Annotated in this window: 20 protein-coding genes; 19 read left to right on the top strand and 1 reads right to left on the bottom strand. The window is 58.8% G+C overall.

Going from position 1 to position 17,771, the window contains the following annotated elements; translation table 11 throughout:
- Positions 1-39 precede the first annotated feature (39 nt).
- Both DHN12_RS19035 and DHN12_RS19030 read left to right on the top strand, forming a co-directional pair.
- A complete protein-coding gene (locus DHN12_RS19035; RefSeq protein ID WP_108861593.1) occupies positions 40-1,230 on the top strand; it encodes a DegT/DnrJ/EryC1/StrS aminotransferase family protein in 1,191 nt (396 codons plus the stop codon).
- Between the two features lie 169 nt (positions 1,231-1,399).
- Positions 1,400-2,563, top strand: a complete 1,164-nt coding sequence (locus tag DHN12_RS19030; protein WP_108861592.1) for an isovaleryl-CoA dehydrogenase — start codon at positions 1,400-1,402, stop codon at positions 2,561-2,563.
- Between the two features lie 54 nt (positions 2,564-2,617).
- Here DHN12_RS19030 and DHN12_RS19025 read toward each other — a convergent pair whose 3' ends face one another.
- Complete coding sequence (locus DHN12_RS19025) at positions 2,618-3,223, bottom strand: OmpW family protein (RefSeq protein ID WP_108861591.1); 606 nt, start codon at positions 3,221-3,223, stop codon at positions 2,618-2,620.
- A gap of 136 nt (positions 3,224-3,359) precedes the next feature.
- On the opposite strand from DHN12_RS19025, the gene DHN12_RS19020 reads away from it, so the two are divergent.
- The 17 genes from DHN12_RS19020 (at position 3,360) to nuoF (ending at position 17,731) form a co-directional block, all read left to right on the top strand.
- Positions 3,360-4,892 (top strand): AMP-binding protein, encoded by a 1,533-nt coding sequence (locus tag DHN12_RS19020; RefSeq protein ID WP_234416701.1) that lies wholly within the window; start codon positions 3,360-3,362, stop codon positions 4,890-4,892.
- On the top strand, positions 4,882-5,682 hold the full coding sequence (locus DHN12_RS19015) for a hypothetical protein (protein WP_108861589.1): 801 nt from the start codon (positions 4,882-4,884) through the stop codon (positions 5,680-5,682). The genes DHN12_RS19020 and DHN12_RS19015 overlap by 11 nt, the downstream gene beginning before the upstream one ends.
- Positions 5,679-7,283 carry a carboxyl transferase domain-containing protein gene (locus DHN12_RS19010; RefSeq protein WP_108861588.1) on the top strand — a complete coding sequence of 535 codons (1,605 nt, stop codon included), beginning with the start codon at positions 5,679-5,681 and terminating at the stop codon, positions 7,281-7,283. The genes DHN12_RS19015 and DHN12_RS19010 overlap by 4 nt, the downstream gene beginning before the upstream one ends.
- 1 nt (position 7,284) lies before the next feature.
- Complete coding sequence (locus DHN12_RS19005) at positions 7,285-7,710, top strand: ASCH domain-containing protein (protein ID WP_108861587.1); 426 nt, start codon at positions 7,285-7,287, stop codon at positions 7,708-7,710.
- Between the two features lie 3 nt (positions 7,711-7,713).
- Entirely contained in the window at positions 7,714-9,642 is a 1,929-nt protein-coding gene (locus DHN12_RS19000; protein WP_108861586.1) for an acetyl/propionyl/methylcrotonyl-CoA carboxylase subunit alpha, read from the top strand.
- A 66-nt stretch (positions 9,643-9,708) separates the two neighbouring features.
- Positions 9,709-10,563, top strand: a complete 855-nt coding sequence (locus DHN12_RS18995; protein ID WP_108861585.1) for a hydroxymethylglutaryl-CoA lyase — start codon at positions 9,709-9,711, stop codon at positions 10,561-10,563.
- 9 nt (positions 10,564-10,572) lie between these two features.
- Entirely contained in the window at positions 10,573-11,361 is a 789-nt protein-coding gene (locus tag DHN12_RS18990) for a crotonase/enoyl-CoA hydratase family protein (RefSeq protein WP_108861584.1), read from the top strand.
- A gap of 188 nt (positions 11,362-11,549) precedes the next feature.
- On the top strand, positions 11,550-11,915 hold the full coding sequence (locus DHN12_RS18985) for an NADH-quinone oxidoreductase subunit A (RefSeq protein WP_058274389.1): 366 nt from the start codon (positions 11,550-11,552) through the stop codon (positions 11,913-11,915).
- Complete coding sequence (locus tag DHN12_RS18980; RefSeq protein ID WP_037307875.1) at positions 11,906-12,439, top strand: NADH-quinone oxidoreductase subunit B family protein; 534 nt, start codon at positions 11,906-11,908, stop codon at positions 12,437-12,439. The genes DHN12_RS18985 and DHN12_RS18980 overlap by 10 nt, the downstream gene beginning before the upstream one ends.
- An 11-nt stretch (positions 12,440-12,450) precedes the next feature.
- Positions 12,451-13,056, top strand: a complete 606-nt coding sequence (locus DHN12_RS18975; RefSeq protein ID WP_108861583.1) for an NADH-quinone oxidoreductase subunit C — start codon at positions 12,451-12,453, stop codon at positions 13,054-13,056.
- Positions 13,056-13,229 carry a hypothetical protein gene (locus DHN12_RS24655; protein WP_058274391.1) on the top strand — a complete coding sequence of 58 codons (174 nt, stop codon included), beginning with the start codon at positions 13,056-13,058 and terminating at the stop codon, positions 13,227-13,229. Before DHN12_RS18975 ends, DHN12_RS24655 begins: the two co-directional genes overlap by 1 nt.
- Before the next feature lies 1 nt (position 13,230).
- A complete protein-coding gene (locus tag DHN12_RS25115; RefSeq protein ID WP_255415356.1) occupies positions 13,231-13,362 on the top strand; it encodes a hypothetical protein in 132 nt (43 codons plus the stop codon).
- Entirely contained in the window at positions 13,362-14,585 is a 1,224-nt protein-coding gene (locus DHN12_RS18970) for an NADH-quinone oxidoreductase subunit D (RefSeq protein WP_199913543.1), read from the top strand. The genes DHN12_RS25115 and DHN12_RS18970 overlap by 1 nt, the downstream gene beginning before the upstream one ends.
- Positions 14,582-15,058: a hypothetical protein gene (locus tag DHN12_RS18965; RefSeq protein WP_108861581.1), complete on the top strand. Its 477-nt coding sequence runs from the start codon at positions 14,582-14,584 to the stop codon at positions 15,056-15,058. Before DHN12_RS18970 ends, DHN12_RS18965 begins: the two co-directional genes overlap by 4 nt.
- Entirely contained in the window at positions 15,058-16,164 is a 1,107-nt protein-coding gene (gene nuoE, locus DHN12_RS18960) for an NADH-quinone oxidoreductase subunit NuoE (RefSeq protein WP_108861580.1), read from the top strand. The genes DHN12_RS18965 and nuoE overlap by 1 nt, the downstream gene beginning before the upstream one ends.
- 34 nt (positions 16,165-16,198) lie before the next feature.
- Positions 16,199-16,420 carry a DUF5337 domain-containing protein gene (locus DHN12_RS18955; protein ID WP_058274396.1) on the top strand — a complete coding sequence of 74 codons (222 nt, stop codon included), beginning with the start codon at positions 16,199-16,201 and terminating at the stop codon, positions 16,418-16,420.
- A 12-nt stretch (positions 16,421-16,432) separates the two neighbouring features.
- Entirely contained in the window at positions 16,433-17,731 is a 1,299-nt protein-coding gene (gene nuoF / locus DHN12_RS18950; protein WP_058274474.1) for an NADH-quinone oxidoreductase subunit NuoF, read from the top strand.
- Positions 17,732-17,771 lie beyond the last annotated feature (40 nt).

Genomic DNA, 17,771 nt, shown 5'->3' with positions numbered 1-17,771 from the left:
TCCCTTGACCCGAACGTTTTGCAGGACCAGAACACTCTTATGACCGAGATATTCACTGGCAGCTTCACCCAGCAGGAACCCATCCCAGAAGAGGCGGTTGAGGCCGCGCTGGCGGTACTGCGCCACGGGCGTCTGCATCGTTATAACGTCGTACCTGGCGAATTGGGCGAAACCGCCCTGCTGGAACAGGAATTTGCCGCCCAGACAGGTGCCAAATACTGTCTGGCCGTGTCCTCGGGCGGCTATGCGATGGCAACGGCACTGCGGGCCTTGGGGGTCAACCCGGGGGACCCGGTGCTGACGAACACGTTTACTCTGGCGCCTGTGCCCGGATCTATTGCTTCGGTCAGTGCGCGCCCAGTTTTTGTGGGCGTGACCGAAGACCTTACGATTGATCTGGACGATCTCGAAACCAAGCTGGATCAGGCCCGCGTTTTGATGCTGAGCCATATGCGTGGCCATCTGTGTGACATGGATCGGCTGATGCAGATGTGCGATGCCGCAGGTGTCACGGTGATCGAGGATTGCGCCCACACAATGGGCGCTGCGTGGCATGGGCAGGTTTCGGGCCGACAAGGCGCGATTGGCTGCTATTCCTGCCAGACCTACAAACACGTCAATTCGGGCGAGGGCGGCTTGCTGGTCACCGATGATGAGGAACTGGCGGCAAAGGCAACGATGCTATCGGGGTCCTATATGCTGTACGAACGCCACCTTGCTGCACCTGGGCCAGAGGTGTTTGAGCGGATCAAGTATCATACCCCCAATGTCTCGGGGCGAATGGACAATCTGCGGGCCGCAATCCTGCGCCCGCAATTGCGCGATCTGGATCGGCAGATCGAACGCTGGAACGAACGTTATTTCAAGATCGAAAAAGGCCTGCGCGATACGCCGGGCCTGAGCGTTGTCGACCGGCCAAAGGCCGAGACGTTTGTCGGTTCCTCGATCCAGTTCCTGCTGCTCGATTGGTCGGCAGAGCGGGTAAACGAGGTTATCCAGCGCTGCGCGGCCCGCGGGGTCGAGCTTAAGTGGTTCGGCGGGGCCGAGCCGAACGGCTTTACGTCGCGCTATGACAGCTGGCGATATGCCGACAGCGCGCCGATGCCAAAAAGTGATCGAATCCTCGCCGGGATCGTCGACATGCGCGTTCCCTTGACCTTTTCGCTTGATGATTGCGCGCTGATCGCACGGATCATTCGGGCAGAGGTGAGCGCAGTGTATCAGTCGTAATCCAATCGAGTGCGCGTGACGCGCACGCTTTATTTGTATGAAACATTTGTATGAAACCGCCGCCCCGATCAGGGCGGCGGTTTGTTTTTGGGATGCCGTCGTTGACCCAATTCAGATTCGCTGCTATTTATTGAACAACTGTTCATTAATGCGAAAGAGGAGATCGCTTATGTTCACGGCGGCCATGCAATTTGATCTGGGCGAGGACGTGAATGCCCTGCGCGAAATGGTGCACCGTTGGGCGCAGGAGCGGGTCAAGCCGATGGCGGGTGACATCGATGCCTCGAACGCATTTCCAAACGAGCTTTGGAAAGAGATGGGCGATCTGGGTTTGCTCGGCATCACTGTGTCCGAGGAATACGGTGGGTCAGGGATGTCCTATCTGGCCCACACCGTTGCGGTGGAAGAGGTTGCGCGGGCGTCGGCCTCGGTCTCTCTGTCTTATGGCGCGCATTCGAACCTGTGCGTCAATCAGATCAAGCTGAACGGTAATGACGAGCAAAAGGCGAAATACCTGCCTCGCCTGATTTCGGGCGAACATGTTGGCGCGCTGGCCATGTCCGAGGCTTCCGCCGGATCCGACGTTGTGTCGATGAAGTTGCGCGCGGAAAAACGCAATGACCACTATCGCCTGAACGGCAACAAGTACTGGATCACCAATGGGCCGGACGCGGATACTCTGGTCGTATATGCCAAGACCAATCCGGAGGCCGGGTCGAAGGGCATCACCGCGTTCCTGATTGAAAAAGAGATGAAGGGCTTCTCGACCTCGCCGCATTTCGACAAGTTGGGGATGCGCGGTTCGAACACGGCCGAGCTGATCTTTGAAGATGTCGAGGTGCCATTCGAAAACGTTTTGGGCGAAGAGGGCAAGGGCGTCGCCGTTCTGATGTCCGGGCTGGACTACGAACGTGTGGTTCTGGCCGGAATTGGAACTGGCATCATGGCGGCCTGTCTGGATGAGATCATGCCCTATCTGGCCGAGCGCAAGCAGTTCGGTAAACCGATCGGCAGCTTCCAACTGATGCAGGGCAAGATCGCCGATATGTACACCGCGATGAACTCGGCGCGGGCCTATGTCTATGAGGTTGCCAAGGCTTGTGACCGGGGGGATGTAACCCGTCAGGATGCGGCGGCGTGCTGTCTTTATGCTTCAGAACAGGGCATGTCGCAGGCGCACCAGGCCGTTCAGGCGATGGGCGGTGCGGGCTTTCTGTCCGACTCGGCGGTCAGCCGAATCTTCCGCGACGCAAAGCTGATGGAGATTGGCGCGGGCACCAGCGAAATCCGCCGGATGTTGATCGGGCGGGAACTGATGAACGAGATGCGCTGAGAGAAGAAAACGCTTCGCAGACGAGGGAACTGCGAAGCGCTTTCCTTGTAAGGATCAGAACTTATGAACGTAGGATACGCCGACAAGGAAGGGATCGATATCGGCTTTGCCGATCTTGGTTCCGTTCAGCTTGACGTCCGTGTCGATGTCGAACCAGCGTACGTTCAGACGGACAGCGCCATTGTCCGAGACCATGTAGTCCAGACCGGCCTGCAGCGAGACGCCGAAAGAGTCATCAACCTTCAGGTCGCCCAGTGCGGACTGCTCGTCGAAGAAGATGGTGTAGTTCAGACCGGCACCGACATAGGGCTTCCATGCGCTGTTGGTCGGAAAGTGATAGTTCAGCGACAAGGTGGGCGGCAGGTGCTTGACGGTGCCAGCCTCGGTGCTTCCGCCCAGGGTTACGGTGTGCTTGAACGGCGTTGCGGCAAGCAGTTCGATGCCCAGATTGTCACGGATGAAATACTCGGCAGTGAAGATCGGGCGGGTGTCCGAGTCGATCTCGGCCTTTTGTCCGGCCAACGTGCCATTGTCGGATTTGGGGTTGAGGTAACCGACACCGACACCGACGGTCCAATCACCCTGCGATTGGGCAAAGGCGGGGGCGGCAAACGCCACCAGCGCGGTGGAAAGTGTCATAGCGGCGAGTTTGTTGGTCATGGTCTTGCCTTTGGTTCAGTTGATGAGATTGAATTGACAGCCGCGCGGTCCGCGCACTCTGATCTGCATCAAATTTGTGTGACGGGGTCATCGGAGGTTTCTCCGGTAAGGCCCTTGAAAATAAGGGAATTGCAGCGTGCCAGAAGCTAATCGCATACCGGGTTTGCGTTCAGCGGGGGGCTGGGACGTCCCATCTCGTCTGAATATGGCGCGCCAGTGTCTTGATCACGCACCGGATCAGGTCGCCGTGATCGACTTGACAGGAAGCGACGAGCGACGCGTCACCTACGGGCAGCTTGCTGAAATGACAGACGGCATCGCGCGCGCACTGTCGAAGAAAGTGCAGCCGGGGGATCGCGTGGGCGTGTTGCTCAGCCAGTCACCGTGGTGTGCGGCGGCGCATCTGGCGATCTGGAAAATCGGCGCGATCTCTGTGCCGTTGTTCAAACTATTCAAACAGGATGCCTTGCGATCCCGAGTGGGTGATGCCGGGGCGCAGGTTGTGCTGACCGACCCGGAAGGCGCAAAGCTGATAGGAGATCTGGCCGAGCCGCTCCTGGCGAACCAGATTGGCGAAGACGGAGGCGTTGTGCCATTCGCCGACACCGGGCCAGAGGATCCGGCGGTGTTGATCTATACATCCGGCACCACGGGCAGTCCGAAAGGTGCGTTGCATGGCCACCGGGTGCTGACCGGCCACCTGCCGGGGGTTTCGATTAGCCATAACAACCTGCGAAAGGGCGACTGCCTGTGGACACCGGCCGACTGGGCCTGGATCGGTGGGCTGTTCGATGTGTTAATGCCCGGTCTTGCGCTGGGCGTTCCGGTTGTGGCGGCCCGGTTGGACAAGTTCACCCCCGAAGCCTGCGCGGATGTAATCGCGCGCGGTGGTGTGCGGAACGTGTTCTTTCCCCCAACGGCCCTGCGGATGCTCAAAGCGTCGGATCAGGCGATTTCTGGGCTACGCTCAGTCGCGTCCGGGGGTGAGCCGCTGGGGGCCGAGATGTTAGCCTGGGGGCAGAAGGCGTTCGGTCTAACGATCAACGAATTCTACGGCCAGACCGAATGCAACATGGTTGTCTCTTCCTGCTCAGATGACTTCCCGGTGCGGCCCGGTTGCATAGGCAAACCGGTCCTGGGGCACGAAATTGCGGTGATCGACGAGGACGGCAACCCGACGGCTGATGAGGGTGACGTGGCCATCCGGCGAGGCTCGGCCTCAATGCTGTTGGAATATTGGAACCGCCCCGAGGCAACGGCTGAGAAATTTCGCGGCGATTGGCTGATTACCGGCGACCGCGGTGTGTGGGAGGGTGAGTACCTGCGTTTCGTAGGGCGCGACGATGATGTCATCACCTCGTCCGGTTATCGTATCGGCCCGGCAGAGATCGAGGATTGCCTGCTGACCCACCCGGCGGTGGCAACGGTGGGCGTGGTGGGCAAGCCCGACAAGCTGCGGACAGAAATCGTCAAGGCATATGTGGTTTTGAAACCGGCGGCCGACGCCTCGGAATCCGAGTTGCAGGAGTGGGTTAAAACTCGCCTTGCGCATTATTCTTACCCCCGTGAAGTGGCTTTTGTGCAAGAGTTGCCTTTGACCGTGACCGGAAAAGTAATCCGAAAGGAATTGAAGCGTCGCGCGTCTGAGGAGGGAAATCATGGCGGATAAGTCCAGTATCAGAACGGGGATTGAATTCAGCGCGACGGCAATTGCGGTCATTGGCGCTGCTTGGGCCGGTAAGGCTTACTTCGAGACGTGGATGCGGGACACAATCGATAAAGCCGTCGAAGACAAAATTGCAGTCATAGAGCAACTGCAACTGGCAGACCTTCTAGTTTATTATGATTATCCCGACGAGGCTATCTCTGAATTGCGCAAAGTAGCCGGTCGAGTGGCGAGCCTTGATGACGAAGACAAACGAAAAATTGCATTTTACGACAACTATTTAGATGCGATCTCTGCCTCTTACAGCACCTTGAAATATGAACCCGAAATTCGCATGCTGAGAAGTGTCTTCAGCACCGAGATGCAAACCGACGGATGGCATGATGAAAATCTGGCCTATGTCTCGATGTTCCTGCCGGAAGCGCAAGCGGATGAGAATTTTTACAATCGCGAAGTCGTCGGGCGTTTCAAACTTGCCGTGAGCCAGTACGAGGCGGACGGCGACTATGACGCAATGGGAGGCGCCTATCACAACCTATCCCTGGCCTATTTGTGCCGCGGGGATAACGAAGAGGCCATCGAGGCGATGGAGATGGCGGCCGAGATGCTGCCATTTGACTACTATTTTATGGTCCCGATGTCGGATCTGGAAGATTTTCTGGAAGAGCCAGAGATCAAAAAACTTGACGCAGTTTGTTCCAGCAACGTGGCGCAAGGTTACGCGCGTCTGATGCAGAGCTTTGCAGTCAGCGAAAACCCCGTTCGAGATTTTCTAAGAGAGTACACAAGATGAAGCTCCGATCCTCTGCTTTGCCCTCGTCCAAAGGCTTCCGGGAAAACCGCGCGGCTCACCTGGACGCGTTGGCGCAAATTGCCGACGCCGCCGAGGCCGCCCGCATGGGCGGCGGCGAAAAATCCCGCGCACGGCATGAATCGCGGGGCAAGATGCTGCCGCGTCGTAGGGTGGCGAACCTGTTGGACCCGGGGTCGCCGTTCCTTGAGATCGGCGCGACGGCGGCGCATGCGATGTATGGCGACGCCGCTCCCTGTGCCGGGGTAATTGCAGGGATTGGCCGGGTGCAGGGGCAAGAGGTCATGGTGGTGTGCAACGATGCCACCGTGAAGGGTGGCACCTATTATCCGATGTCAGTCAAAAAGCACCTGCGCGCGCAAGAGATTGCCGAGGAAAACCAACTGCCCTGCATCTATCTGGTCGACAGCGGCGGCGCAAACCTGCCCAATCAGGATGAGGTGTTTCCCGATCGCGATCACTTTGGCCGCATCTTTTACAATCAGGCCCGGATGAGCGCGAAGGGCATCCCGCAAATCGCTGTGGTGATGGGGTCGTGTACGGCGGGTGGAGCTTATGTGCCCGCGATGTCGGATGTAACGATCATTGTCCGGGAACAGGGCACTATCTTTCTGGCCGGACCACCTCTGGTCAAGGCCGCGACGGGTGAGATGGTCAGCGCCGAAGACTTGGGTGGCGGAGATGTCCATACGCGCCTGTCCGGGGTGGCGGATTATCTGGCCGAGGATGACGCCCATGCACTGGCTTTGGCGCGGCGGGCTGTCGGATCGCTGAACCGGCGCAAGCCACAGACGGTGGATTGGGCCAACCCCGAGGATCCGGCCTATGACCCCGAAGAAATTCTGGGCGTCGTCCCCGCCGATTTGCGCACGCCTTACGACATCCGAGAGGTGATCGCGCGACTGGTCGATGGCTCGCGCTTTGACGAATTCAAGCCGCGCTTTGGTGAGACGCTGGTGACCGGTTTCGCTCTTGTCAAAGGATGCCCTGTCGGGATCATCGCCAATAACGGCGTGCTGTTTTCCGAAGCCGCGCAGAAGGGCGCGCATTTCGTCGAGCTGTGTTCACAGCGCAAAATTCCATTGGTGTTCCTGCAGAACATCACTGGCTTCATGGTTGGTCGCAAATACGAAAACGAAGGCATCGCGCGGCATGGGGCCAAGATGGTGACGGCGGTGGCCACAACCAATGTGCCAAAAATCACCATGCTGGTGGGTGGCTCGTTCGGAGCGGGGAATTACGGCATGTCGGGCCGGGCTTACCAACCGCGGTTCCTATGGACATGGCCGAACTCGCGCATTTCCGTGATGGGTGGAGAGCAGGCGGCGGGTGTTCTGGCTACCGTCAAGCGGGACGGGATTGGACGCCAAGGCGGAACTTGGTCGGCGGAAGAAGAGGCCGACTTCAAGCGCCCCACGCTGGAGATGTTCGAAGAACAATCCCATCCGCTCTATGCTTCAGCGCGGCTGTGGGACGACGGAATTATCGACCCGCGCAAAAGCCGCGATGTGCTGGCCTTGTCGCTGAACGCGGCACTGAATGCGCCGATTGAGGAGACACGCTTTGGCGTGTTCAGGATGTAAGATGAGCACCGACCTGGAAAAAATAAAAGCGCGTTATCCCGATGCACAGACGTTCAAATTCGGCGACAGTGCAATCATGAGTGCCGAGCTTTTAGCGCTGGTTCGGGCAGGGCAAAAAACGGCAACCTGCGGCGCTCTGCGCGATTATCCCGAAGGCAGCCTTGATACCCCGGTTGTTGGGCGGCGCGATATTGCCCTCGAATGGGATGATCGTCCCGCATTGGTGATTGAGACGGTCGAGGTTTCGATCTGCCGCTATTGTGACATGACCGAAGACTTCGCCTTGGCCGAAGGTGAAAACGAAACGTTAGACGGGTGGCGTGAGGATCACCGCCGTTACTTTGAGCGTAACGGCGGGTTTGATCCCGAGATGGAATTGCTTTGCGAACGGTTCCGCCTGATCGAAGACCTGGTGGATAAGGGCTAAACTATGTTCAATAAAATCCTGATTGCCAACCGGGGCGAGATTGCTTGCCGGGTGATGGAAACCGCTCAGAAAATGGGCGTAACTTGCGTGGCTGTGTTTTCTGATGCTGATGCGTCGGCCAGGCATGTGCAGATGGCGGACGAAGCTGTTCATATTGGTGGTGCGGCGCCGGCTGAGAGCTATCTCAAGGGCGACGTGATCATTCAAGCCGCGCTCGATACTGGGGCGCAGGCGATCCATCCGGGTTATGGATTTCTCTCGGAAAACCCCGATTTCGTGGATGCGGTCGAGGCGGCTGGCCTGACCTTCATTGGCCCTTCGGCGGATGCGATCCGCAAGATGGGTCTCAAAGACGCGGCCAAGGTATTGATGGAGCAGGCGGGCGTGCCGGTTGTTCCGGGGTATCACGGCGACAATCAGGACCCCGAGCATCTGGCGGGTGCGGCCGACACGATTGGCTATCCGGTCCTGATCAAGGCCGTCGCGGGTGGCGGTGGCAAAGGCATGCGGCTGGTCGAGCGGCCCGCAGATTTTACCGAGGCATTGGACAGCGCCCGGGGTGAGGCCCGCACCGCATTTGGCAATGATGCTGTTCTGGTCGAGAAATTCGTCTCCAAGCCCCGCCATATCGAGGTTCAGGTGTTTGGCGACGGCACCCATGCGGTGCATCTGTTTGAACGCGACTGCTCGCTGCAACGCCGACATCAGAAGGTGATCGAAGAAGCTCCGGCCCCGGGCATGACCGTTGAGATGCGCGGCGCGATGGGGCAGGCGGGTGTACGTGCCGCCGAGGCCATCGGTTACAAAGGCGCGGGGACGGTTGAATTCATCGTGGATGCCTCGGACGGGCTGCGCCCGGATCGGTTCTGGTTCATGGAGATGAACACACGTTTGCAGGTTGAACACCCGGTGACCGAGGCGATCACTGGCGTGGACCTTGTCGAATGGCAGTTGCGTGTTGCAGCGGGCGAGAGCCTGCCGAAGCAGCAGAGTGACCTGTCGATCTCAGGCCATTCCTTCGAAGCGCGGCTTTATGCCGAGGACGTGCCAAAGGGCTTTCTGCCGGCGACCGGTACACTGACCCATCTGCGCTTCCCGGCGGCATGCCGCGCAGATAGCGGCGTGCGTGCGGGTGATACGATCAGCCCCTGGTATGATCCGATGATCGCGAAGGTGATCGTGCACGGCCCCACACGCGCTGTCGCATTGGAACAATTGCATCGCGCCCTGAAAGGCACTGAGGTTGCGGGGACAGTCACGAACCTTGGCTTTCTGGGCGCACTGACGCGGCATCCGGGCTTTGCCGTCGGTGATGTTGATACTGGCCTGATTGGTCGCGATCTGGATGTGCTGGCCCGTGCAGAGCCGATCCCGGCGTCTTCGATCGTCGCGGCCGCGATGACGGCTTTGGATCTGGTGGATACAGATGCGGAAACCGGATTTTCGCTATGGGCCCCGCTGCATCGCGCGGTCCAGCTGCGGGCGGTTGATGATGTTGAACTGGACGTTCGGGTAGAAGGCCAGAACCGTCAGGTCTGGCAGGTCGGAGAACACACGATCCTTGCCGAACGCGGCTTGGGTGGTTGGGTGATCGACGGAGCCCCTATGCCGCGCGTGTCTGTCTCGGGTTCGCAGATCACAGTCTTTGAAAACTATGGTCAAGTCCTGGAAATTGTTGATCCGTTGGACCGCGATGCCAGAGCCGCTGGCGACACCAATGTGATTGAGGCCCCGATGCCCGGTCTGGTCAAAGCTGTTTTTGCCCAGGTAGGTCAAGCCGTGCAGGAAGGCGACCGGCTGGCAATCCTTGAGGCCATGAAAATGGAGCACTCCCTGCTGGCCGCCCGCGACGGCATCGTTGCCGAAGTGCTGGCGGATGCCGGGGCGCAGGTCGAGGCCGGGGCGGCGTTGGTCCGGTTGGAGGAGGAATGAACTGTCCCCTTCTCGAACAACGTGGCACAGTCGGATCGAATGCGGCAATCAGAGAAGGACACAGCAATGGGTGAACGGGTCGAAATCTTCGAAGTGGGTCCGCGCGACGGTCTGCAAAACGAAAAGCGCGAAATTGCCGTGGCGGAAAAGGTGGCTCTGGTCGATTGCCTGAGCAAGGCCGGTTTCAACCGCATCGAAGTGGCCAGTTTTGTCTCGCCCAAATGGGTGCCGCAAATGGCAGGCAGCGCGGATGTGTTGGCCGGGATCACACGGGCCGACGGCGTCCGGTATGGCGCGCTGACGCCGAACATGCAGGGATACGAAGACGCTTTGGCCGCAAAGGCGGATGAGATCGCGGTATTCGCTTCGGCTTCGGAAGGGTTCTCAAAAGCCAATATCAACGCGACTATCGAAGAATCCATCGACCGCTTTGCCCCGATTCTTGAAGCTGCGCGCCACATCGACCTGCCAGTACGTGGGTATGTGTCCTGCGTGACTGAATGCCCCTATGACGGACCAACGCCGCCTGAGAAAGTGGCTGAAGTTGCGGACCGGCTGTTTTCGATGGGGTGTTACGAAGTATCGCTGGGGGACACGATCGGGCAGGGTACACCCGACACCATCGCCCATATGCTGCTGGCAGTGCGCGAGCGCGTACCGATGACGCGGCTGGCGGGGCATTTCCACGACACCAACGGGCGGGCCATCGACAATATCGACGCTGCGCTGGCGCTGGGCGTTCGGGTGTTCGACAGCGCCGTTGGCGGTTTGGGTGGGTGTCCTTACGCGCCGGGTGCCGCTGGAAACATCGCCACGGAAGCTGTCGTGACCCATCTGGAGCGGCTTGGATATCAGACCGGCCTCGACCTTGCGGTCATCGAAGAGGCCGCGCAGATGGCACGCGCCATGCGATCCAAGTAAGGAGCGGACATGTTTGAAACGATTGCGGTGACCACGGACGCGCGTGGTGTGGCCACTCTGACCCTGAACCGTGCCGACAAGCACAATGCCATGTCGGCGCAGATGATCACCGATCTTACGCAAGCCGCGCACCAGCTTGGAAGCGACGACGCCGTGCGTGTTGTTGTACTGACTGGTGCGGGCAAAAGCTTTTGTGCTGGCGGTGATCTGGGGTGGATGCAATCTCAGATGGCGGCAGAATCCGAGACCCGGTTTGTCGAGGCGCGTAAACTGGCCGAAATGTTGCAGGCGTTGAACACGTTGCCCAAACCGCTAATTGGCGCGATCCACGGTAATGCCTTTGGCGGCGGTGTGGGATTGGCGTCGGTTTGTGACGTAGCGATCGGAGTGGAAACGGTCAAAATGGGGCTGACAGAGACTAAGCTGGGGCTGATCCCGGCCACGATTGGCCCCTATGTCATCGCCCGCATGGGCGAAGCCCGCGCGCGGCGCGTGTTCATGTCGGCCCGGGTCTTCGAAGCCGCAGAAGCGGTAGAGCTGGGCCTGCTGGCCAGAATTGTGCCCGCTGCCGACCTGAATGATGCGGTTGAGGCCGAAGTTCTGCCCTTTCTTGCCTGTGCACCCGGCGCGGTGGCATCGGCCAAGCAATTGGTTCGCCAGCTGGGGCCGCGCATTGACGATGCCGTGATCGACCACACGATCCGCGAGCTGGTTGACAGGTGGGAAACCGAAGAGGCCAAGGAAGGAATCGGCGCATTCTTTGAAAAAAGAAAACCTGCATGGATTAGTAAGGTTTAGGCGCCACTTGTGATGTGGTCGCGATTGTGTGGGTGACCTTCTGTGACAGAGCTTCGATAAGTCGAATATTAACCCCCTGTGCGTTTGTGTTCGGTTGACCCTCTGACCCCGCAGGGATAGAGAATGTCCAGTCAATACGCCAATTGACGGCGCTCCCTTTCGGGGTATGCGCAGGAAAGGAGCTGTACGTGGAAGACCTATTGCGGGAGTATCTCCCGATTCTGGTGTTTCTGGCCGTAGCTGTAGGCCTTGGAATCGTTTTGATTCTGGCGGCAGTCGTTCTGGCGGTCCGCAATCCCGACCCCGAGAAAGTCAGCGCATATGAATGTGGTTTCAACGCGTTCGATGATGCGCGGATGAAATTCGACGTCCGGTTCTATCTGGTCGCGATTCTGTTTATCATATTCGACTTGGAAATCGCGTTCCTGTTCCCCTGGGCTGTCGGCTTCAAGGACATCAGCGATGTTGGCTTCTGGTCAATGATCGTGTTCCTGGGCGTTCTGACCATCGGCTTTGCCTATGAATGGAAGAAGGGGGCCCTGGAATGGGAGTGATGACGGGTGCAAACACCGCCGGCGTCGACAAAGAAGTCGCCACCCAGGCCCTGAATGCCGAGCTGCAGGACAAAGGGTTTCTGCTGACGTCGACCGAGGACATCATCAACTGGGCTCGCACCGGCTCGCTGCACTGGATGACTTTCGGTCTGGCCTGCTGCGCGGTTGAGATGATGCACACCTCGATGCCGCGTTACGATGCGGAACGGTTTGGCATCGCGCCCCGTGCTTCCCCCCGCCAGTCGGACGTGATGATCGTGGCTGGCACCCTGACCAACAAGATGGCCCCCGCTCTGCGCAAGGTTTATGACCAGATGCCCGAGCCGCGCTATGTGATCTCCATGGGCTCCTGCGCCAATGGCGGTGGCTACTACCACTACTCATATTCCGTTGTGCGCGGCTGCGACCGTATTGTTCCAGTGGACATCTACGTCCCCGGTTGCCCCCCGACCGCTGAGGCGCTGCTGTACGGTCTGATGCAGTTGCAACGCAAAATCCGCCGTACCGGCACCATCGTGCGCTGAGGAGAGAGTTGATGAGCGAAGCACTCAAAGAACTCGGCACCCAGCTGGAATTGAAGCGAACTGACTGTGTTCTGTCCTGGGATGTCACCCATGGTGAGTTGAACGTAGATGTGGCGCTGTCGAACGTTGTAGAATTCATTGAGTTCCTGAAGTCCGACCGAAGCTGCCATTTCTCCACGCTCGTCGATATCACCGGCGTCGACTACCCGGAACGGGCCAAGCGTTTTGACGTGGTTTATCACTTCTTGTCGATGTATCAGAACCAGCGTATCCGCCTGCGGGTCTCGATCCGCGAAGAGGACATGGTGCCTTCGATCGTGGATGTGCATCCCTCGGCCAATTGGTTTGAGCGCGAAGTGTTCGATATGTTCGGCATCCTGTTCTCGGGCCACCCGGATCTGCGGCGCATCCTGACCGACTATGGATTTCGTGGCTATCCGCTGCGCAAGGATTTCCCGACCACAGGTTACACCGAAGTTCGCTATGACGAGGCCCAAAAGCGCGTTGTGTACGAGCCGGTTGCGCTAGTCCAAGAATACCGTCAGTTCGATTTCATGTCCCCGTGGGAGGGCGCGAATTACATACTGCCGGGTGATGAAAAGCAGGAGGCTGAATAATGGGTGGCATTTGGTGGCTGATCCTGTCTGCGCTGACCATCATCCCAATGGTGAAGATATTGCCGTTTTTCGGGATCAATAAATTCTGGTGCCTTCTTTGTCTGGTTCCATTCGGCACGATCGCGTTGCTGTGGTGGGTCGGGCTGAAGCTGCAAGAGTTGGAGCGCCGATAAGATGCTGATGCTGCTGGGGGAACTGATCGCTTTGGGTGCGCTGGGGGTCCTGCTGGCAGGGGCTGCGGCCAAGGCTGTCGAGGCGGAAAAGGTCCGGGTTCGGGCTGATGCGAAAAAGAAACGGGGGCGTTGATGGACGGCTCAAGATACGATGACGGCAGCACTGACGCGTTGAGCGGAGAACAGAAGATCCGCAATTTCAACATCAACTTCGGCCCGCAACACCCTGCGGCGCACGGGGTTTTGCGTCTTGTGCTTGAGCTGGACGGCGAGATCGTTGAACGCTGTGACCCGCATATCGGCCTGCTGCACCGTGGCACCGAAAAGCTGATGGAAAGCCGGACGTATCTGCAGAACCTGCCGTATTTCGACCGTCTGGATTATGTGGCGCCGATGAACCAGGAGCACGCTTGGTGTCTGGCCATCGAAAAGCTGACCGGCGTCGAGGTGCCGCGCCGTGGCTCGTTGATCCGAGTTTTGTATTCCGAGATCGGGCGTATTCTGAATCACCTTCTGAACGTGACCACGCAAGCGATGGATGTGGGCGCGTTGACCCCGCCTCTGTGGGGCTTCGAAGAGCGCGAAAAGCTGATGGTGTTCTACGAACGTGCCTGCGGTGCCCGCCTGCATGCGGCCTATTTCCGTCCCGGCGGTGTCCATCAGGACCTGCCGCCGGAACTGCTGGACGATATCGAGAGGTGGAGCCACGAGTTTCCGGCCGTTTTAGACGACATCGACGGCCTGCTGACCGAAAACCGCATCTTCAAACAGCGTAATGCCGATATCGGTGTCGTGACCGAGGATGATATTCAGAAATACGGTTTCTCGGGCGTGATGGTCCGTGGATCGGGGCTGGCATGGGACCTGCGACGCGCGCAGCCCTATGAATGCTATGACGAGTTCGAGTTTCAGATCCCCGTCGGCAAAAACGGCGACTGCTATGACCGCTATCTGGTGCGTATGGAAGAGATGCGCCAGTCGCTGTCGATCATCCAACAAGCCATTGGCAAAATCCGTGACTGCCCCGGTGACGTTCTGGCACGCGGCAAGATCACTCCGCCGAAACGCTCGGACATGAAGACTTCGATGGAAAGTCTGATCCATCACTTCAAGCTGTACACTGAAGGCTTCCATGTGCCTGCCGGCGAGGTCTATGCCGCTGTCGAGGCTCCCAAGGGAGAGTTCGGCGTCTATCTGGTCGCTGATGGCACGAACAAACCCTACCGCGCCAAGCTGCGCGCGCCGGGCTTCCTGCATTTGCAGGCCATGGACCACATTGCCGGGGGCCATCAGTTGGCCGACGTCGCGGCGATCATCGGCACCATGGACGTTGTGTTCGGGGAGATCGATCGGTGAGACGTCTTGCCCTGATCCTGGCCCTGGCAGCCGTCACACCGCTGCACGCCGCCTCGACCCATCCGACGGCAAAAGTGCTTGAGGTTATGCGCGAAAACGGCTGCCGGTTGGATATCTCGCAAGCCGAGGAGGCCTTTTCTGCCCATGACTTGCGCCCCGAAGATGTCAGCGCTGTGATTAACTCCTGGGCTGAACAGGGGGTGGCCGGGCTAGATGGCCCAACGTTCGAGATCGCGCCTGCAATTTGCGGTGCGCATGGGCTTGCGCCCGAGGATGAGGCGGGCCGCGCCGACGCGCTTTATGACTTTGTGCGTCTGAACGGATGTCGCTTGGTCGAAGAAGAGGCCCAGATCAAGTTGCGCCCCGCTGGTTTCACACAGGGTGAAACGCCTGATCTGATTGCCCGCCTTGTCGATCAGGGCCGCGCCCATCAGGAAGACCCCTATATTATCGTGATCGGAGATGCCTGCTAATGCTGCGCCGTCTGCACCCCGAACAACCCGAAAGCTTTGCCTTCACGGCTGCCAACCAGCAGTGGGCCAAAGCGCAGATTACCAAATTCCCGGAGGGGCGTCAGGCCAGCGCGGTTATCCCGCTGCTTTGGCGCGCGCAGGAACAAGAAGGCTGGCTGAGCCGTCCGGCGATCGAAATCGTCGCCGATATGCTGGGAATGGCATATATCCGTGTGCTCGAGGTTGCGTCGTTCTACTTCATGTTTCAACTGCAACCGGTTGGATCTGTCGCACATATTCAGGTCTGCGGGACGACCTCCTGCATGATCTGCGGGGCCGAAGACCTGATCGCGGTTTGCAAGGAGAAGATCGCTGCCAAACCGCATGAGCTTTCAGTTGATGGCAAATTGAGTTGGGAAGAGGTGGAATGCCTTGGGTCCTGCACCAATGCGCCGATGGCTCAGATCGGCAAGGACTATTACGAAGATCTGACTGCTGACAGTTTTAGCAAGATTATTGACGATCTGGCCACCGGCAAGGTGCCAACGCCGGGTCCGCAGAATGGCAGATACGCGGCAGAACCGCTGAGCGGTCTGACCAGCCTCACGGACTACGATGCCGGGAAACCGCAGTACAATGCCAGTGTCGAACTGGCCGAAGATCTTGGGGATACGGTCAAACGCATCGACGGGACCGAGGTTCCGATCCTGACGCCATGGCTGGGCAAAGACGGCAAGGCTGCGGCGACCAAGGCCGCGCCAAAGCCACCAAAGGCGCCGGCACCCGCCAAACCCGCCGCGAAGCAGGCGGAAGAGGCAAAGAAGGCCCAGATTAAAGAGGATCAGCCCGAAACTCTGACCGCCGCGCGGGAGGGGAAAGCGGATGACCTCAAGATGCTGAAAGGTGTGGGCCCCAAGCTTGAACAGACGCTGAACGAACTTGGCTTTTTCCACTTCGACCAGATCGCAGCATGGACGCCGGAACACGTGGCCTGGGTAGACGCCCGGTTGAAATTCAAGGGCCGGATCGAGCGCGACGGTTGGATCGAACAAGCGGCGCAACTGGTGGCAGGCGAAGAAACCGAATTTGCAAAACGTGCCAAAGAAGACGGCACCTACGAAGACTGAATAGGACGGTGCCCATTTGGGGCATCAAGGTGAGATGGACAAAGAAAAAGAACAGGCCATGGCCCGCAAGGGCCGACATATCGGGGTGGTCATCGCGGTGACCATGCTGCTGTGGCTTGCCATTTCGTTGTTCATCGGCCCGGCACTGGGATTGCCCGGGCGCTATGCGCTGCTGTTTGATTTCGCCGCTCTGGCGGGTTTCATCTATGCAGGCGTGAACATTTTTCAACTCTGGCGCATGCGTCAGGACAGCTGAAGGTAAGACATGATGCTGAAGGATCAGGACAGGATCTTTACCAATATCTACGGGATGCATGAGCGTACGCTGAAAGGCGCGCAGACCCGCGGGCATTGGGACGGCACAGCTGGCCTGATTGGGAACGGGCGTGACTGGATCATCCAGACGATGAAGGACTCGGGCCTACGCGGTCGTGGCGGTGCTGGTTTTCCCACAGGCTTGAAATGGTCGTTCATGCCCAAGGAAAGCGACGGTCGTCCGGCCTATCTGGTGGTGAACGCGGACGAATCCGAGCCCGGCACCTGCAAAGACCGTGAGATTATGCGCCACGATCCACATACGCTGATCGAAGGCTGCCTGATCGCGTCTTTCGCGATGAATGCGCATACCTGCTATATCTACCTGCGTGGTGAGTACATCCGCGAGCGTGAGGCGCTGCAGGCCGCGATTGATGAGGCCTATGATGCTGGCTTGTTGGGCAAAAACGCAGCCGGGTCGGGGTGGGATTTCGACCTGTTCCTGCATCACGGGGCCGGGGCGTATATCTGCGGCGAAGAGACCGCGCTGATCGAAAGCCTTGAAGGCAAAAAGGGCATGCCGCGCATGAAACCTCCGTTCCCGGCTGGGGCGGGGCTTTACGGCTGCCCGACCACGGTGAATAACGTGGAATCTATCGCCGTTGTGCCAACAATCTTGCGCCGTGGTGCGGATTGGTTCGCGGGCTTTGGCCGCCAGAACAATGCGGGCACCAAGCTGTTTGCGATCTCGGGCCACGTAAATAACCCCTGCGTGGTTGAAGAGGCGATGTCGATCCCGTTTGAGCAACTGATCGAAACCCATTGCGGCGGCATTCGTGGCGGCTGGGACAACCTGCTGGCCGTGATCCCCGGCGGTTCATCAGTTCCTTGTGTCCGCGGTGAAGACATGCGCGACGCCATCATGGATTTCGATCATTTGCGCAATGATCTGGGGTCCGGTCTGGGGACGGCGGCTGTAATCGTGATGGACAAGTCTACCGACATCATCAAAGCGATCTGGCGTTTGTCGAAGTTCTACAAACATGAAAGCTGTGGTCAGTGTACTCCTTGCCGCGAAGGCACCGGCTGGATGATGCGCGTGATGGACCGTCTGGTGCGGGGTGAGGCCGAACTGGAAGAGATCGACATGTTGTTTGACGTGACCAAGCAGGTCGAAGGTCACACGATCTGTGCGTTGGGCGATGCGGCCGCCTGGCCAATCCAGGGCCTGATCCGCAATTTCCGTGAGGAAATCGAGGATCGCATCAAGGCCCAGAAATCGGGCCGTATGGGCGCGATGGCGGCGGAGTGATCAAGTTGCATGATATCGGATCAAACCCAAACCACGTTGA

It is taken from the genome of Ruegeria sp. Alg231-54 (assembly GCF_900143525.1).
Classification (GTDB): Bacteria; Pseudomonadota; Alphaproteobacteria; order Rhodobacterales; family Rhodobacteraceae; genus Ruegeria.
The sequence above is the reverse complement of the archived record's forward strand: the minus strand, read 5'-3'. Positions and strand labels throughout refer to the sequence as shown.

Excerpts from the sequence above, each read along its gene's own strand:
- nuoF (WP_058274474.1), top strand. The coding sequence starts at position 16,433 with ATGCTGAAGGATCAGGACAGGATCTTTACCAATATCTACGGGATGCAT.
- DHN12_RS19015 (WP_108861589.1), top strand. The coding sequence starts at position 4,882 with ATGGCGGATAAGTCCAGTATCAGAACGGGGATTGAATTCAGCGCGACG.
- DHN12_RS18970 (WP_199913543.1), top strand. The coding sequence starts at position 13,362 with ATGGACGGCTCAAGATACGATGACGGCAGCACTGACGCGTTGAGCGGA.
- DHN12_RS19005 (WP_108861587.1), top strand. The coding sequence starts at position 7,285 with ATGAGCACCGACCTGGAAAAAATAAAAGCGCGTTATCCCGATGCACAG.
- DHN12_RS18990 (WP_108861584.1), top strand. The coding sequence starts at position 10,573 with ATGTTTGAAACGATTGCGGTGACCACGGACGCGCGTGGTGTGGCCACT.
- DHN12_RS18955 (WP_058274396.1), top strand. The coding sequence starts at position 16,199 with ATGGACAAAGAAAAAGAACAGGCCATGGCCCGCAAGGGCCGACATATC.
- DHN12_RS24655 (WP_058274391.1), top strand. The coding sequence starts at position 13,056 with ATGGGTGGCATTTGGTGGCTGATCCTGTCTGCGCTGACCATCATCCCA.
- DHN12_RS19010 (WP_108861588.1), top strand. The coding sequence starts at position 5,679 with ATGAAGCTCCGATCCTCTGCTTTGCCCTCGTCCAAAGGCTTCCGGGAA.
- DHN12_RS18975 (WP_108861583.1), top strand. The coding sequence starts at position 12,451 with ATGAGCGAAGCACTCAAAGAACTCGGCACCCAGCTGGAATTGAAGCGA.
- DHN12_RS19030 (WP_108861592.1), top strand. The coding sequence starts at position 1,400 with ATGTTCACGGCGGCCATGCAATTTGATCTGGGCGAGGACGTGAATGCC.
- DHN12_RS18995 (WP_108861585.1), top strand. The coding sequence starts at position 9,709 with ATGGGTGAACGGGTCGAAATCTTCGAAGTGGGTCCGCGCGACGGTCTG.
- DHN12_RS19000 (WP_108861586.1), top strand. The coding sequence starts at position 7,714 with ATGTTCAATAAAATCCTGATTGCCAACCGGGGCGAGATTGCTTGCCGG.
- DHN12_RS18980 (WP_037307875.1), top strand. The coding sequence starts at position 11,906 with ATGGGAGTGATGACGGGTGCAAACACCGCCGGCGTCGACAAAGAAGTC.
- DHN12_RS25115 (WP_255415356.1), top strand. The coding sequence starts at position 13,231 with ATGCTGATGCTGCTGGGGGAACTGATCGCTTTGGGTGCGCTGGGGGTC.
- DHN12_RS19035 (WP_108861593.1), top strand. The coding sequence starts at position 40 with ATGACCGAGATATTCACTGGCAGCTTCACCCAGCAGGAACCCATCCCA.
- nuoE (WP_108861580.1), top strand. The coding sequence starts at position 15,058 with ATGCTGCGCCGTCTGCACCCCGAACAACCCGAAAGCTTTGCCTTCACG.
- DHN12_RS19025 (WP_108861591.1), bottom strand. The coding sequence starts at position 3,223 with ATGACCAACAAACTCGCCGCTATGACACTTTCCACCGCGCTGGTGGCG.